At 61.0% G+C, this 13,345-nt stretch carries 20 protein-coding genes; 4 read left to right on the forward strand and 16 right to left on the reverse strand.

The annotated features are described in order from the left end of the window. Positions 1-81 precede the first annotated feature (81 nt). On the forward strand, positions 82-636 hold the full coding sequence (locus FGL94_RS17640) for an ArsR/SmtB family transcription factor (RefSeq protein WP_123115218.1): 555 nt from the start codon (positions 82-84) through the stop codon (positions 634-636). Between the two features lie 3 nt (positions 637-639). Here the strand turns inward: FGL94_RS17640 and merA are convergent, their stop codons facing one another. Beyond that, the gene (merA, locus tag FGL94_RS17645; protein WP_123115065.1) at positions 640-2,094 is read right to left on the reverse strand and encodes a mercury(II) reductase; all 1,455 of its coding nucleotides are present in this window, start codon (positions 2,092-2,094) and stop codon (positions 640-642) included. Between the two features lie 78 nt (positions 2,095-2,172). On the opposite strand from merA, the gene FGL94_RS17650 reads away from it, so the two are divergent. Continuing rightward, positions 2,173-2,517, forward strand: a complete 345-nt coding sequence (locus FGL94_RS17650; RefSeq protein ID WP_128904656.1) for a winged helix-turn-helix transcriptional regulator — start codon at positions 2,173-2,175, stop codon at positions 2,515-2,517. A 101-nt stretch (positions 2,518-2,618) separates the two neighbouring features. Further along, positions 2,619-3,173, forward strand: a complete 555-nt coding sequence (locus FGL94_RS17655) for a peroxiredoxin (RefSeq protein WP_128904655.1) — start codon at positions 2,619-2,621, stop codon at positions 3,171-3,173. Positions 3,174-3,215: 42 nt separating this feature from the next. Here the strand turns inward: FGL94_RS17655 and FGL94_RS17660 are convergent, their stop codons facing one another. From FGL94_RS17660 to FGL94_RS17695, 9 genes are all read right to left on the reverse strand, one after another. Continuing rightward, positions 3,216-4,376, reverse strand: a complete 1,161-nt coding sequence (locus FGL94_RS17660; protein WP_128904654.1) for a hypothetical protein — start codon at positions 4,374-4,376, stop codon at positions 3,216-3,218. 171 nt (positions 4,377-4,547) lie between these two features. Further along, positions 4,548-5,084, reverse strand: coding sequence for a hypothetical protein (locus tag FGL94_RS17665; protein ID WP_128904653.1), 537 nt, complete (start codon positions 5,082-5,084; stop codon positions 4,548-4,550). Next, the gene (locus tag FGL94_RS18480) at positions 5,081-5,236 is read right to left on the reverse strand and encodes a hypothetical protein (RefSeq protein WP_164932745.1); all 156 of its coding nucleotides are present in this window, start codon (positions 5,234-5,236) and stop codon (positions 5,081-5,083) included. Before FGL94_RS18480 ends, FGL94_RS17665 begins: the two co-directional genes overlap by 4 nt. Continuing rightward, positions 5,236-5,922 (reverse strand): DUF6166 domain-containing protein, encoded by a 687-nt coding sequence (locus FGL94_RS17670; protein ID WP_128904728.1) that lies wholly within the window; start codon positions 5,920-5,922, stop codon positions 5,236-5,238. Before FGL94_RS17670 ends, FGL94_RS18480 begins: the two co-directional genes overlap by 1 nt. Positions 5,923-6,077: 155 nt before the next feature. Continuing rightward, on the reverse strand, positions 6,078-6,377 hold the full coding sequence (locus FGL94_RS17675) for a hypothetical protein (RefSeq protein ID WP_128904652.1): 300 nt from the start codon (positions 6,375-6,377) through the stop codon (positions 6,078-6,080). 53 nt (positions 6,378-6,430) lie between these two features. Further along, a complete protein-coding gene (locus tag FGL94_RS17680) occupies positions 6,431-6,652 on the reverse strand; it encodes a hypothetical protein (RefSeq protein WP_128904651.1) in 222 nt (73 codons plus the stop codon). 73 nt (positions 6,653-6,725) lie between these two features. Continuing rightward, positions 6,726-7,397 carry an IclR family transcriptional regulator gene (locus FGL94_RS17685; protein ID WP_128904650.1) on the reverse strand — a complete coding sequence of 224 codons (672 nt, stop codon included), beginning with the start codon at positions 7,395-7,397 and terminating at the stop codon, positions 6,726-6,728. Positions 7,398-7,436: 39 nt separating this feature from the next. Next, positions 7,437-7,715 (reverse strand): DUF7389 domain-containing protein, encoded by a 279-nt coding sequence (locus FGL94_RS17690; RefSeq protein ID WP_128904649.1) that lies wholly within the window; start codon positions 7,713-7,715, stop codon positions 7,437-7,439. A 19-nt stretch (positions 7,716-7,734) separates the two neighbouring features. After that, positions 7,735-8,139 carry a DUF6166 domain-containing protein gene (locus tag FGL94_RS17695; RefSeq protein ID WP_128904648.1) on the reverse strand — a complete coding sequence of 135 codons (405 nt, stop codon included), beginning with the start codon at positions 8,137-8,139 and terminating at the stop codon, positions 7,735-7,737. 122 nt (positions 8,140-8,261) lie between these two features. Here FGL94_RS17695 and FGL94_RS17700 point away from each other — a divergent pair, with 122 nt between their 5' ends. Continuing rightward, entirely contained in the window at positions 8,262-9,626 is a 1,365-nt protein-coding gene (locus FGL94_RS17700; protein WP_128904647.1) for a restriction endonuclease, read from the forward strand. Positions 9,627-9,639: 13 nt separating this feature from the next. Here the strand turns inward: FGL94_RS17700 and FGL94_RS17705 are convergent, their stop codons facing one another. The 6 genes from FGL94_RS17705 to FGL94_RS17730 form a co-directional block, all read right to left on the reverse strand. Then, complete coding sequence (locus FGL94_RS17705; protein WP_128904646.1) at positions 9,640-10,215, reverse strand: hypothetical protein; 576 nt, start codon at positions 10,213-10,215, stop codon at positions 9,640-9,642. A gap of 82 nt (positions 10,216-10,297) precedes the next feature. Beyond that, positions 10,298-10,693 carry a DUF7567 family protein gene (locus tag FGL94_RS17710; RefSeq protein ID WP_011222455.1) on the reverse strand — a complete coding sequence of 132 codons (396 nt, stop codon included), beginning with the start codon at positions 10,691-10,693 and terminating at the stop codon, positions 10,298-10,300. A 72-nt stretch (positions 10,694-10,765) separates the two neighbouring features. Next, on the reverse strand, positions 10,766-11,131 hold the full coding sequence (locus tag FGL94_RS17715; protein ID WP_011222454.1) for a DUF7568 family protein: 366 nt from the start codon (positions 11,129-11,131) through the stop codon (positions 10,766-10,768). 6 nt (positions 11,132-11,137) lie between these two features. Then, positions 11,138-11,638: a PX domain-containing protein gene (locus FGL94_RS17720; protein WP_011222453.1), complete on the reverse strand. Its 501-nt coding sequence runs from the start codon at positions 11,636-11,638 to the stop codon at positions 11,138-11,140. A gap of 108 nt (positions 11,639-11,746) precedes the next feature. After that, a complete protein-coding gene (locus FGL94_RS17725; RefSeq protein WP_011222452.1) occupies positions 11,747-12,169 on the reverse strand; it encodes a hypothetical protein in 423 nt (140 codons plus the stop codon). A gap of 120 nt (positions 12,170-12,289) precedes the next feature. Continuing rightward, positions 12,290-13,345 (reverse strand): heavy metal translocating P-type ATPase (locus tag FGL94_RS17730; RefSeq protein WP_144928054.1); only part of this gene is annotated, 1,056 nt, incomplete at its 5' end.

The raw sequence follows: 13,345 nt of genomic DNA on the forward strand, positions 1-13,345 counted from the left end.
TAGCGGTTTCGAGATACTAATACTGCTGTCGGGAGAGTGGCGTTACTCTTACTATTGTCGTCCGCTTATGTCGTCACAAGAATGGCGCTCCTCGAATCCGACGTGCCGATCCGTGAAGTCGTGACGACGGATCCGGAGAAAGCGAAGGCACTGGAGAACGACGTTCGGGCGAAGATCCTCGATATGCTCGCGACCGATGAAATGACGATCGAGGAGATCCACGACGAGTTGCACCGTCGCGGCGAGGAGAAGGCCGAGACGACAGTGCGTCACCATGTGAACGTCCTGAAGGATGCGGGGATGGTGGAAATCGCTCGTCTGGAAGAGGCTGGTGGAGGGACACGGAAGTACTACAAGTCGAACACGCGAGTCTTCTCCTACGATCTTCCGGAAGGCGCCGACAATAACCTCGCGCAGGCGCAGTCTACCGCGTCCGAAGAATTGACTGCCCTCATCGAGACGTTGTATGCGGACCACGGTACCGAGATTGAGGCGGTTGCCCGCGAAATGAAGCCTTGCGAGTACTGCGACACCCAGCATTACGAGGAGTTCATGGTTCGCGAACTCCTGAACCGTGCCCTCATCGAATTAGGCGAGAGCGGCACGCTCGACGATGTGTTCTCGACCGAGGACTGACGCTCACTCGATACAGCAGCTCATTTTGGACGTATTCCGACGGAACGCCTGACAGGCGTGTTTGAACGCCTCGGAGAACGTTGGGAACGGGTGGACAGTATTGATGATGTCGTCAACGGTGAGACCGAAATTCACCGCCAGCGTGGCTTCCATGATCATGTCGGCGGCGCGGGGGCCGACCATGTGGACGCCAACAATCCCGTCGGTCTCGTGGTGCTTCACCACCTGGACGAGTCCATCCGTGTTCTTGACGGCCTTTGCCCGAGGGACATCTTCCATCTGAACCGTCCGGCAGGAACAGGTACCGTGTTCGTCCATATATTCACGTTCAGTTGTCCCAACGACTGCTACCTCGGGACTGGTGAACACGACTGCGGGGACTGCATCGTAGTCGATGCTGACGCCCTCGTTGCCGAAGGCGTTCTTGACGGCGTGATTGCCCTCCTTGGCGGCGACCGTCTCCAGTTCGGGCTCGCCGATCACGTCCCCCGCCGCGTAGATGTCGGAATTGGTCGTCTGGAAATGCTCGTCGACGCGAATCGCGCCATCGGATTCGGTCTCGACGCCGACTGCTTCCAAGCCGATGTTCTCACTGTTGGGCTGGACGCCGGTTGCGACGAATAACGTCTCTGCGGTGAACGCTTGCTCCTCGCCCTCGATGACAGTCTCCACAGCGACGCCCTTCTGACCAGGGTCAGCACCACTGTCGGTAGCCACATCCTGAACCTGCTGGAAGTCGTTACTGGTCACGACATCGATTCCCTCCTCATTGAAGGCTCGTTGCATCTCCCGGCCGAGCTGACCTTCCATATCTGAGAGCACGTGACCGGAGCGCTGGAGGATGGTTACGTCGACGCCGACACGGTGGAGGATCTGGCCCCACTCCAGCGCGATGTATCCGCCACCAAGGATCACGATGTTCTCGGGGAGGTCGCGCTCCTCGAGGATGGTCTCGCTCGTGTAGTAGTCGACGTCGTCGAGGCCGTCGATGGGCGGCGCCCACGGTGAACTGCCCGTCGCGACGAGCACCTTCTTCCCAGTAATGTGCGCGCCCTCGTCGGCGCCGTCGACGACCTCAATGGTCGTGTCGTCCACCAGCTGGCCGTAGCCCTCGTAGATGTCGGTCTCGAAGTGCTCGGCGACGTCGACGTAGTTCTCCTGCCGGAACCGCTCGACGAGTTCGTTGGTGCCGTCGAGTGCGTCGGCCCAGTCGACAGTCGGCTCTTCGGGATATGTGACGGCGTCGAAGGGATTCTCCGACGCTGCAGCGCCGCTCTCGGCGACGGCAAGCAGATGCTTACTCGGGACACAGCCGACGTTCACGCAGGTTCCGCCGATGGGCAAGCCGGTGTTCACCATCGCCGTCGAGAGGTCCCGTCGGCTCGCTTCAGTGATCGCGGCGAAAGCTGCGGCGCCACCGCCGAGAATCACGAGATCATAGTCGGATGTGTGAGTCATCTATACCGAAACTTTACGACGGGAAGTTCTTATACTCCAGAGTCCGAAGCTATAGAGTAGGTTGGAGGCCACGAAGCTATGGCAGATACTACTTCACCGGCGCCAACGTGCGATGTTGAGGGGACGTGCTATTGTCCGCTCACAGGAGTTATCGACACGTTGAGCCGAAAATACGCGATGCAACTCGTCAGTATCATCGGCGCACACGATTCGCTGCGGTTCGCGGAGATCGAGGCGCACCTCCCTACAGCGAGCACGTCGACAATCTCGAAACGCCTCGACGAATTCGAGGAGGCAGGGATCGTCTCACGGACGCAGTACAACGAAATTCCGCCACGCGTCGAATACGCGCTAACTGACGAAGGGGATGAGATTCGTTCGAGATTAGAACCCCTTCTTGAGTGGGCGACGGCGAACTCCTGACGTACGGATTCCAGTGAATTTCATCCCACATTTGAGGCTACTCCATTCAGGTGGGGGTGTTAGCCCCAAGACTATCCTTTCTTCGTGTGCTACTGTGACGCATGATAAACGAGGGAGCGTCTGCACCGTCATTCACTCTTCCAGGTCTCCGTGACGGAGAACAAACCGAGTACAGCTTGGATGAGACAACTGCGGATGATCGGGCTGCGTTGCTAGTTTTTTACCCATTTGATTTCAGTCCTGTTTGTACAAACGAACTGTGTGCGATCCGCGATGCAGAGTGGTTTCAGCTGACGCCGGCGCTCGATGTCTGGGCAATTTCTGGGGACAGCGTCTACGCCCACCGAGCATTCGCCGAGGAATACGGCATCAATTTCCCGTTACTTAGTGATAGTTCCGGGCGGGTTGCCGAGTCATATGATGTCTGTTATGACGAATGGGAGAACCACGAGCGCGTTCCACAGCGTGCCGTGTTCCTCATCGATTCGGAGCAAACGATTCGATACGCTTGGGCCACAGAAGATGCACTCGAGAAGCCGGATTTCTTCCCGGTTAAAGACGCTCTTGATACGCTGGAAGCGGAACGCGATGAATTCGGTCCTGATGATGTCGAATTAGTCGTCGAATATAACGAGGAACCGGAACCGCTCACGTAAACGGCTGTTTGAGGACAGTTTCAGTGAACGCCGCTCCGACAATCAGCCCATCGCCTCTTGGAACCGCTCACGCAGCGCATCTTCACGCTCCTCGAACTGGTCGACCTTCTCCTGTAGATCATCGCTGACGCGCTCGATGCTCGCGAGCGCACGCTCGCCGGCGAGCGACGCCTGCGACCCGTCGTCGCCGTCCGCCTCGAGCTGCTCCTCGTAGGCTCGCTCGACGCGCTCGATGGTACCCTCGGGGTTGAACAGGATGTCGTTGGCCGTGCGGACGTAGCCGTCCAGCGACGCACCCTCCTTGCCCTGGAAGAAGTGAGTGAGCGCGTACGTCGCGCCGGAGTGCAGCGTCCACATATCGATCTCGAACGGCGACGCAGCGTTCGCCTCGGCATCCTCGGCAGCACGCTCTGCGAGATAGTCCGGGAATCCCAGCAGGCTGTAAAACTCGGTGACGGTGAACGGGAGCTCGGAGAACTCGAGATCGATCTCCTGCGCATCTCGGATGAATTCGAAGAGGTCGTCGGCGACGAGTTCGACCTGGGCGAGAATCTCCTCCCACCAGGTCCGGAAGTCCCGAACGTCCCCGACGTGCTTGATGACTTCCTTGTCGGTGAGCGAGCGCATCGAATTCGAGCAGTACCCGTCCTGAGCGAATCCCTCGACGTAGACGGCGTGCTCACCGAAGAAGTCGTAGCCGGAGGTCACGCCCATCGTGATCGGGTCTGACCGCCCGGGCAGCCGGACTTCGAGGCCGTCGAACATCACGTCCATATGGACCTCGCCGCCGCCCCGGTAGCGCCGGATCTCGCCGAACATCACGTTCCCGAGCGGCGACCCGTCGATGGTCTCCTCGCGAAGGACCTCTTCCAAGGGCCTGTACACATCCACCGGGTTGATGATCGCGTAACTGTCCGTGGGGACGTGAAATAGTGGGTCTGCGTCGGGCTCGCCGTCTGTCGCGTGGTCGCGCGCTCTTGTCGGCTCGACCAGGGCGTTGAAGCGCTCCGTTTCGACCCACTCGTCGGAGTAGGGATTCCGGTATGCGACTGTCGTCTCGACGGCCTGCGGGAGGTCACGAATCGTCTCGGCGAAGGACTTCGGTTCGTCGACCGTTTTCTTCCGGCGGTACCAGTCGGGTAGTTCTGTATCGGTTCGTCCGTCGACGCCAGCGAACACGGTTCTGGATTCTGGGTCTTTCATTGCAGTCACCTCGAAATCGAATTCGTCGCTCGCGACGGCGCTCTCATCACGCGCCCTGCGCCCCTCTCACGGGCGCAAAAACAACCACTCTTAACCAACGCCCCGCCCACGAATCCAGTACTGTTGGTTAAACATCTGGACGGTCTCGACACCTGGCTTCGGCTCTTCAATTCACTCGTCGGCGTGGCGTCGACGGCGCACCTGTTCAGGATTCGGCACCCACGGATGTGCGTCCCAGCAGTGCAGGGCGTGCTCTTGTGCCGTGTCGAACAGCGCCTCACACGACCCACACTCGTAGGCGGTGTCGGACCACGGTTCCGTGACGAACATCGCCGTCACCGTCGATCTGACTGGATCTGGTGCGGCCGACCGCTGAACGTAATCATAGCCGATCACTGTCCGTCGACGAAGCGCCGACTGTGCCAGCCGTTCGGGCCGGTCTGCTGGGAGATACACCCAGCGGACGAACGCCTCTTCTGAGTCCTTCGCCGAGGGTTGAAGGATGAACCATCGGTTGTGCTCGTCGCGGAACAGATACCGCTCAGTGCCCCGGTTCTGGAGATAGAGCGGATCACCACGACCGGGAATCAGCCGAAGTCCCACTGACGGCGAGATCGGGGTGAGGAGTCGCTCTTCCAGTGAGAGCGAGCCGGACTCTCCGGATGATGTCTCGCTCTCGAAGTCATCAAGCGTCGCTTCGCCAGTCATGATTCGCCGGGATTCGTCTCGTCTGTGTCTTTCCCAGCTATTCGCTCGTGCCGGTCGTTGTATCGCTTGAGTTCTCGGCCGATGCACTCCAGCGCCGTGACAGCGCGTTCGATGAGCTGGTACGTTGCTCGCGAAAGTCGGAATTTCTCCATCAGTTGGCCTCCTCTGGCTCGACGAGGTCGTTACTCTCAGCGACGAGTGCCTGAACGGCAGAGACAGGGTCGTTCTCGACCGGAAGTGTTCGATGGTCAAGCGGGGCGGGATACGCCCGGTCCCCCTGCGCACAAAGTATGATCAACCACTCTTCGCTCCCTTTGGCGCGGACGACGTAGTGGTCGATATCTCGACGTTGGAAGACTGTCCGATCTGTCCGGCTCACCGCACTCCAATTCGCCGGCAGTGACGATGACGGCGCCCCACCATCTGGCGTGAGTGCTCGGTACTCTTCGAATTCGGCGAGTGCCGCCTCGATATCCTCCCCGGTGAGGTGCCAGCAGTCGGCCGGGCCATCACACACCAGCTGACTGACCACGTCGTTGCGGAACTGGATGTAGTGTTGCTGGGCGACAGTTTCGTTGTCGGTGTAATCGAGGAGGAGCACACAGGCGAGCTGTGCCGGTCCGCTTCCCGTATAGCCCCAGTCGAATTCCGCCGGGCTATGCCGCACGAGACCGAGACTTCGATTTGGGGAGAGGCGTTCGTGTGCGGTGAGGTTCAGGACCACTGGCGTTCCGTCGACACGCATTCCGACGTACTCAACGCAGTCTGCACTCGCCTGCCATCGCTCACTCGCATCCTGTACGACTGCTCGTGGGTCGGTAGTCGAATTCATCTCCATCGGTTGCATGCGGGCGTTCGGATTCCCCGCACCCTGCTGGGGGTCGAAAAACTACCACCGGCTATTAACCCCTCAGCGTCGCTTCAAAGTTAGAACTCAGACTATTATAGTTCAAACTATAACATTTCTACAGATAACTAATCAATAGGGACTGTTTATTCTTCGAATAGACAGCGAGCGGCTGCATCGTCGCCAGCGAGGGTCTGCTGATCCTCGTCCGTATCAGCGAAGAGTGTTGACTGATCTCCTTCGGTTGATTGCTCAACTGCGGGTCGATCGTCGACGCCGAACACACTGGCCTCGGGCCGATCAAGACGTGAATCCCGGTCGCGATGATCCACGTCAGCACCGAAGTCCTCGAGTGAGGTCTCGACGCTCGTTTCAGTTACTTCGAGTTGGCCATCGTCGCCGAATGCGGTCTGTCGTTGAATTTCGATCTCGGCTTGATCGCTCATCTCATTCGAGCCTCCACCCACCGAGGCTCCGACAGACATCCCCGAGTGCTGCGTCAATTGTCTTCTGCGCGAATTTCGCTGGCCCGATCTTTGAGCCGGCGAAGAATCGGGATCCGTTGCTGATTCGCATTCTCGTAGGCGACGCAGGCTCGCAGCGTCTCCATGTCATGAATCGTCGCGATACCAGCATTGATGAGACGGGTATTTGGCGGTTCGAGACGCTGTTTCGGTGTGAGAGCGTCTGATTCGACGGATAGATCTGACGAATCGCTCATTTTTGTTCGCCTCCGCTCTCTCAAGGCGGCAACAAACAGCGGCCAGGCCCCTCCCAGTCGAAGAAATCTCCTGTCAGAACTCCACGTCAGTTTGGCGGTAGTTCGCGTCAGTGTCGACGCTGTCGTACATACGGCCGAGCATGTCGAGCGCTGACTGGAAGTGCGCGTAGTGCTCGTTTGCGAACGCCACAGTTTCTTCGAGTGGGATGACAGGCCGTCCGTCGACCATCTCGGCCTCGATCTGTGGCCGCGGCTTGAGTACCACCTGTATCGAACCATCGAGGTCGGCAGCAGGCAGGCGTTCTTCCGCAGTCGGGATTTCGAACCGATCGAAGAACGCCGTCCAGGCATCGAGGTCAGACTCGTGGACGGCGATGAACAGCGGATAGTCCTCTGGGTCGCGAGCGACCTGGTAGCCACCGCGAGTCCAGACGTAGACCGCATCGATGCCAGTGTATGCATACTCCATCCCCGTGAACTGCGGGAGGACATAGGCTTCTGAGATTGACGGCGGCGAGATGTCCGCTGACGCTGTCAGGAACTCGAGACCGGCGTCTCGGAGCGTCTGATCGATGAGATGAAGCCCATCGTCGTACGCGACGTATCCCGCCTCCTCGAGGCTATTCACGACGCGACGGATCGTCTCCCGGTTCTCGTCGATCTTCCGCGCGACGCCTGAGATGGAATCGCCTGGATCAAGCGCGAGGATAACCTTGAGTTCCTTCTCACCGCACACTTCGTACATCCTGCGGCTACACAATTCTGTGCAATAGTCAAAAAAGTACTATTCGTGTGGGTCGGCTGGCTGGATCTGGCGAGTGTCCTCAGCGAGGTCGTGGATATACTCGCGGAGGGTTTCCATATCCTCGCGGGCGTCTTCGAGCGTCTTACCCTTCACTTTGGCCGTGATCTTGTCTTGATCGCGGGTGCCAGTACCGCGAGTGAGTTTGACGGTGAGTGAGACGCCGACATCGCTTCGCTCGACGTACTCGGTTGGCACCTGACGCTCACGGTTCTGTTGCGATTCTGAGTCCACACGAGGCTGCTGAGTGTGTTCTGACATTGATTGCGCTCTGTGATCGTTAGTTGACGGACGGTGCAACTGGGTCGTCGACTATCTCATGAAGGGTAGCATCTATCTCGCGTCCGGTGAGTCGCCAGCAGCCGTCGGGTCCTGTACACTCTAGCTGGCTCACTACTTCGGTCTTGAACGCCTTGTACTCCGAAAGCGCTACCTCCTCATCGTCGGTGTAATCGAGCAGGAGGGCGAGTGCGAGTTGGGCCGGCCCGCTGCCACCATATCCCCATTCGAAGCCCGAAGGACTGTGATTTGCCAGCTCGAGACTCCGCTCTGGCGTGAGCTGTTGTTGGTCTGATTGCTTCTCGACGATGGCGCGGCCTCGACGACGGTAACCGACGTAAATGACGTCGGGATCAGCCGTGGTCCGTGACTGTACGTGTGAGCGTGGGTCGCTGATTCCACTCATAGGTTGGTTCGCGGGAGGCTCGTTTGATCACCCCCGCACCCCTCTCGGGGGTTCATAAACAGGACGGCGAAGCGTTCGGCAACGTATTTGACAGTTGCAACGTACTGTCCAGGTATATCGGAATGGCTGTACTGGACGACCTCTCAGGGTTCGAGTTCGAGGACGTAATAGAGGATGTCTTCCGCAATCTCGGCTACGAGAACGTCCGTCAGGCCGACCGAACCGCCGACGAGGGTCGCGACGTTATTATGGAGGAGGTCGTCGACGGCACCCGGCGCGCGATCATCGTGGAGTGCAAGCACACGGGGACGGTCGGACGGCCGGTCGTCCAGAAGCTCCACTCAGCAATCGCGACCTTCGACTTCGACGGCCCCAAACGCGGGATGGTCGTCACGACCGGCCGGTTCACGAACCCGGCTCAGGAGTACGCCGACCGCCTCCAGCAGAACGACGACCCCCATCCAATCGAGCTGCTCGATGGCGAGGACCTCCGGGAGATCGCCGACGAGATCGGCCTCGACCTCTACAACGGTCGCATCGAGATTCTCTGCGACGAAACGCTACGTCCCTACGACCCGGCCGCCGACGTCGACGCGGCCGTCGAAGAGGCGTTCCGCGACGTCGAGAACATCGAGGCCGCCGACCTCCCAGACCCACACTCATCGGTGACGTTCCGGCCGGTGGTGGCGGTCACCGCGGACACGAACGTCGTCTTCGAGACGTCGGTGGGCGTCATCCACCGGATTAACGATCGGACGCGATTCGTTGCCCACGCCGAACGCGGGCAGCCGCAGGTCGTCGACGAGGACGTCGCGACGCTGGTCACCGAGAACCTCCACGCGACGGTCGATCTCGACGCCGAGCAGTTCGGAGAGGTGTTCGACGACGTCGAGGAGCGGCGGTTCGGCCAGACTCAGACGGAGTACAAGGAGTGGGCCGTCGAGCGGCTCCAGCAGCACCACACGAAAACGGTCACCTACACCGGCGACAACAACGTCACCTACAACAAGACCTGCGAGCCGAACCGCTCGGACATCTCCGTCCAGTCGATCGAGCCGGTGTACCTTCCCGAGGTTCGGCACACCACCGACCACCAGAAGTACACCTATCCCTATGAGTACTACGCGGCGGGCCCCTCACGAATGACCGCCGAGGACGGCATCCATCGGTGCGTCCACTGTGACACGAGCGGCATCGACGAAACGTACACGTACTGTCCGAACTGCGGGGCGATCGCCTGCACCAGCCACACGAAAACGGAGCGGCTGGAAGGTGAGTCGATCTGTACGGGCTGTGCGGTGACGGAACGGTTCGCGCTGAAGACGAAGTACTTCTACGACGAGGAGAATCTCGAGGCGTTCCGCGAGGAGTACGCCGAAATGCCGCTTCACGAAAAGGCGATGGAGAACAAGTGGCTGGCCGGGGGGAGCGTGGTCGCGACGCTGCTGCTCATCGTCGGACTACTCGTCATCGGCGGCATCATCTAAGCGGCCTCGGTGTTCACGCCGGCTCAGCGACCAGCTCTTCGAGCGCGTGCTCAAGCGGGCCGTGGAACTGCCAGCTAGCCCGCTCGAAGGCTTCCTCGGTCGGCCCATCCCAGCGCGGGAATGCGGAATGACCGCTCACTTTGACTGTCCACTCGGTCGGCTCGTCGAACGGGTTCTCCGTCGGGAGTTCGACGACGTAGAGGTACTCCTCGTCGCCGTGGATGCCGTCGGCCGGATTCTCGACGCCGTGGCCCAGCAGGAACAGCGGCTGGTCCAGGTGCTCCATATTGGACGGCTCGAGGAGATCCGCTGGCTGAGCCGCGTCGATCGTTCGCTCTGGGTCGCCATCCAGGTAGAGGTCGACCGTCGAGAGCTTGTCGAGGAACACGAAGGTCGCCGCCGTGTAGCCCGGTCCCCGCTCTGCGCGGGTCGCATCGAGAAGCTCTTTCAGTTGTGCGAGATCCCGGAGGACGCTCCCGGGATACCCGTCCGAATGCCGGTACACCTGCGCGACGCGGTCGGCGCTGCCATCTGTCTCACCGGTCTGTTCGACTCGTTGGACGAATCGGAGTTGGCTCCGTGTCGACATCGGTACTCGCCGGCGCGTGTGCGCCGGCACCCATCGCCGGCGCTGAAACAACACCACACAGTCGTAGCGGGATTGCAATCCGCTACGCGAGATGTGACACCTCGTCTGGTTCCTCCACGTCGTCGAATTCACCACGCTCGACCGGCTCCCAATCCTCCCCAGGTGCTGGACTCCACCAGTCGATCTCATAGGCACCCGGTGCACCGAGGATTTTTGCCCGTGCCGAGCCGTCAGGCAGGTCGCGGCGGAGCTTCTCGTCGACGTGAAGGTTCCACGTTGAGTCGGTGTCGAAGCACGCGAGCACAGCCTCCTCGTAGCCACGGTCTTCTCGAGACTCTTGGAGGACGACCTGCGTGTTACAGTTCTTGCAGAACACTCCCTCGAAGGGAATGTGGGTGAACACTTCCTGCCCGCAGACGGGACACCAGAGGAACTCGAACAGTGCCTCGCTGTGTCGGTCGAGTACTTCGAGACTCATTGTTGGACCGACCCGGTTCGACCGGGTCACTCTCTCCGCCCCGGCCGAAAAACACCCTGCGTGTGTACGTCCTCAGCGTTCAGGGCCGTAGACGATGCGCGAGGGGGCTTCGTACCCACAGTCCGGACAGTCGTACCAGCGCTGTACCGTCGCTCCATCAGCTGTCTTCTCACCGACGAGGACGTCGTCGTTTGGACACTCCGGACAGTTCAGTTCGGGCGCTGGCCGCTCCCGAAGCGCATCCCGGAACGTTGTCGCCTCCTTCGTCTCGAAGCCTCGCGACCAGATCGGGTAGCCGTCGACGAGGATCGCTCCGCGCCACTTGTACCGGTATGAATCCGGCGCCCGGTGTAGAACAGCTCGCGCTCCAGTCTCGGTGTTTCGATACGCGAGTGTTGGTGAGCGACTCTCTCGTGACCAGTTGGTGATTCGTGGCATCGTTGGTCAGAAATGAACGTCTGCGGGGACGATCCAGAGCGTCTGGCTGTCCTCGTCTTCCTCGAGGACTCGGTCGAGCTGGCCTCGATGCCGAATCCCCTGGGCGTGCTGGTCGTACATCGGGATTGAGGGCCCTTCGTACGCGCCGACCTGGTGGAACGCGTGGCGGGCGAGGTCCTCGTCGCGCATGATCGCCTCGTCGCTGAGCTCGTCGAGCGCCTCCTTCACGCGGTCGAGATTCCGCTGAAACTCCTCTTTCGTGGCCTTCCAAGCCCGGTCGAGCAGTTCACCGCCCTCCTCTGAGTTGATGGGGGCCGCCGTCGGCAGGTCACCCCAGCGGGCCTTCCCGGCGACCGTCGTGTCGTCTTCATCGAACGTGACGTAGTAATCAAACACGGCGCAGCCGTGGGGATTCGCGCCGACGAGACGGTCGAAGACTGCTTTCCCCTCGACCAGGGCGTCGTGCTGTGTCGGTGCTTCCACCAGCGCGTAGATGACCATATGCATCTGGTTCACCTCGGAGTGCCGACTCACCGGGCGCCGCTCGGCGCTGTCTGCTCGGTGCGCCGGCACCCATCGCCGGCGCTCGAAAAACCTCGCTTCGGGAGACCGCGTTCAGGAATCGGCAGTCTGCTCGACGGTGATCGTCAGGTCGCCCGACTCGTAGTCGGCCTCGAAGTCGGTGCTGAACGCGTCGGAGTCGTAGGCGGCGTGGTAGGCACGGTGCAGTTCGAGCGACCCGGTCGCCTTGAAGTGGAAGAACGCGGCCGCCGTGTAGGGTTGGCTCTGGGTTTCGATCTGCGTCTCGACAGAGGCCGGGAGCGCGATTTGTGGTGTGTCCGTATCGATACTCGTAGCGAACGCCTTCGCTTCCTCGACGGTCGCCTGCGAATGTGCGGGTGTCTCGCCGGTGAGCACGTTTACCGGCGTCTCGGTATCGTCAGTGAACAGGACATCGTGGAAGGTGCGCGTCCCGAGGACTGCGTCGGGACTTAACTCGCAATCGTGGAGTGGATCGTCGTCTGGATTCTCGGGCATCAAATCAGAGCCTGCGGTGGGGCTCAGTCTCTACTGCCCCAGACAAACTGCAAATTGTCTCGATAGAGCGCAGGAAAGTCGCGAAAGAGGAGCGTCCTGCCCGCACTTCCCGCCGCAGAGTCAGGTGTCGGAGAACCGATCGGGCTCGATTCGCGACAACCGCATCGCGTTCCCGGTGACACCGAGGCTCATCCCCATATCACCGACAACGACCGCCAACGCAACGCTGACCAGCCCCAGTGGCACGCCCAGCGCGAGCAGGAACTTCACGCCGAGACTCGCCCAGATGTTCTGCCGGATCACCCCGTTGGCCGTATGCGACAGGTCGTACAGGTACGGGAGTTTCCCGACGTCGTCGCCCATCAACGCAATATCGGCCGTCTCGAGAGCGGTGTCGGTGCCGGCCGCGCCCATCGCGATGCCGACCTCCGCGGTGGCGAGCGCGGGCGCGTCGTTGATGCCGTCACCGACCATCGCGACATCACCGTACTCTGCCTGTAACTCCTCGACAGCGTCGACCTTCTCGTCGGGCAGGAGTTCTGCGCGATACTCGTCGACCCCGACCTGCTCGGCGATTGCGCGGGCGGTGCCCTCGTTGTCGCCGGTGAGCATCACCACGCGCTCGACGCCCAGCTCGTGCAGGCGTTCGACGGCCCGCTTCGAGGCCGGGCGAACCTCGTCGGCGATGGCGATCGCACCCAGCAGTTTCGACTCCGTCCCGACGATAACGACAGTCTTGCCCTCCCGCTCCAGCGCGGAGAGGGCATCCTCGGCGAACGCCCCGTTCTCGCCCTCGGTCGCCTCTTCCGTCATAACGCCGCCGTCCGTCTCGCGGCGTGCCCGAGCGAGGTCGAAGCCCAGTTCCTCGAAGAGCGCGGGCTTGCCCGCATAGTACGTCTCGCCGCCGATCTCGCCGCGGATGCCCTTCCCAGTGAGGCTCTCGAAACCCGTCGGGTCGGGCAGGTTGCCCACGCCCGCCTCCTCAGCACGGGCGAGAATCGCCGTAGCAATGGGATGCTCACTGCGCTGCTCCAGCCCAGCGGCGCGACGGAGCAGATCGTCCTCCGTAGTGTCACCCACCGGAACGACGTCGGTGACGGCGAGTTCGCCCTTGGTGAGGGTACCAGTCTTGTCGAGGGCGATGGCGTCCACCTCGCCCATCGCTTCGAGGTGGTT

The organism is Halorubrum salsamenti (assembly GCF_007671685.1).
Classification (GTDB): Archaea; Halobacteriota; Halobacteria; order Halobacteriales; family Haloferacaceae; genus Halorubrum; species Halorubrum salsamenti.

Excerpts from the sequence above, each read along its gene's own strand:
- FGL94_RS17640 (WP_123115218.1), top strand. The coding sequence starts at position 82 with ATGGCGCTCCTCGAATCCGACGTGCCGATCCGTGAAGTCGTGACGACG.
- merA (WP_123115065.1), bottom strand. The coding sequence starts at position 2,094 with ATGACTCACACATCCGACTATGATCTCGTGATTCTCGGCGGTGGCGCC.
- FGL94_RS17650 (WP_128904656.1), top strand. The coding sequence starts at position 2,173 with ATGGCAGATACTACTTCACCGGCGCCAACGTGCGATGTTGAGGGGACG.
- FGL94_RS17655 (WP_128904655.1), top strand. The coding sequence starts at position 2,619 with ATGATAAACGAGGGAGCGTCTGCACCGTCATTCACTCTTCCAGGTCTC.
- FGL94_RS17660 (WP_128904654.1), bottom strand. The coding sequence starts at position 4,376 with ATGAAAGACCCAGAATCCAGAACCGTGTTCGCTGGCGTCGACGGACGA.
- FGL94_RS17665 (WP_128904653.1), bottom strand. The coding sequence starts at position 5,084 with ATGACTGGCGAAGCGACGCTTGATGACTTCGAGAGCGAGACATCATCC.
- FGL94_RS18480 (WP_164932745.1), bottom strand. The coding sequence starts at position 5,236 with ATGGAGAAATTCCGACTTTCGCGAGCAACGTACCAGCTCATCGAACGC.
- FGL94_RS17670 (WP_128904728.1), bottom strand. The coding sequence starts at position 5,922 with ATGGAGATGAATTCGACTACCGACCCACGAGCAGTCGTACAGGATGCG.
- FGL94_RS17675 (WP_128904652.1), bottom strand. The coding sequence starts at position 6,377 with ATGAGCGATCAAGCCGAGATCGAAATTCAACGACAGACCGCATTCGGC.
- FGL94_RS17680 (WP_128904651.1), bottom strand. The coding sequence starts at position 6,652 with ATGAGCGATTCGTCAGATCTATCCGTCGAATCAGACGCTCTCACACCG.
- FGL94_RS17685 (WP_128904650.1), bottom strand. The coding sequence starts at position 7,397 with ATGTACGAAGTGTGCGGTGAGAAGGAACTCAAGGTTATCCTCGCGCTT.
- FGL94_RS17690 (WP_128904649.1), bottom strand. The coding sequence starts at position 7,715 with ATGTCAGAACACACTCAGCAGCCTCGTGTGGACTCAGAATCGCAACAG.
- FGL94_RS17695 (WP_128904648.1), bottom strand. The coding sequence starts at position 8,139 with ATGAGTGGAATCAGCGACCCACGCTCACACGTACAGTCACGGACCACG.
- FGL94_RS17700 (WP_128904647.1), top strand. The coding sequence starts at position 8,262 with ATGGCTGTACTGGACGACCTCTCAGGGTTCGAGTTCGAGGACGTAATA.
- FGL94_RS17705 (WP_128904646.1), bottom strand. The coding sequence starts at position 10,215 with ATGTCGACACGGAGCCAACTCCGATTCGTCCAACGAGTCGAACAGACC.
- FGL94_RS17710 (WP_011222455.1), bottom strand. The coding sequence starts at position 10,693 with ATGAGTCTCGAAGTACTCGACCGACACAGCGAGGCACTGTTCGAGTTC.
- FGL94_RS17715 (WP_011222454.1), bottom strand. The coding sequence starts at position 11,131 with ATGCCACGAATCACCAACTGGTCACGAGAGAGTCGCTCACCAACACTC.
- FGL94_RS17720 (WP_011222453.1), bottom strand. The coding sequence starts at position 11,638 with ATGCATATGGTCATCTACGCGCTGGTGGAAGCACCGACACAGCACGAC.
- FGL94_RS17725 (WP_011222452.1), bottom strand. The coding sequence starts at position 12,169 with ATGCCCGAGAATCCAGACGACGATCCACTCCACGATTGCGAGTTAAGT.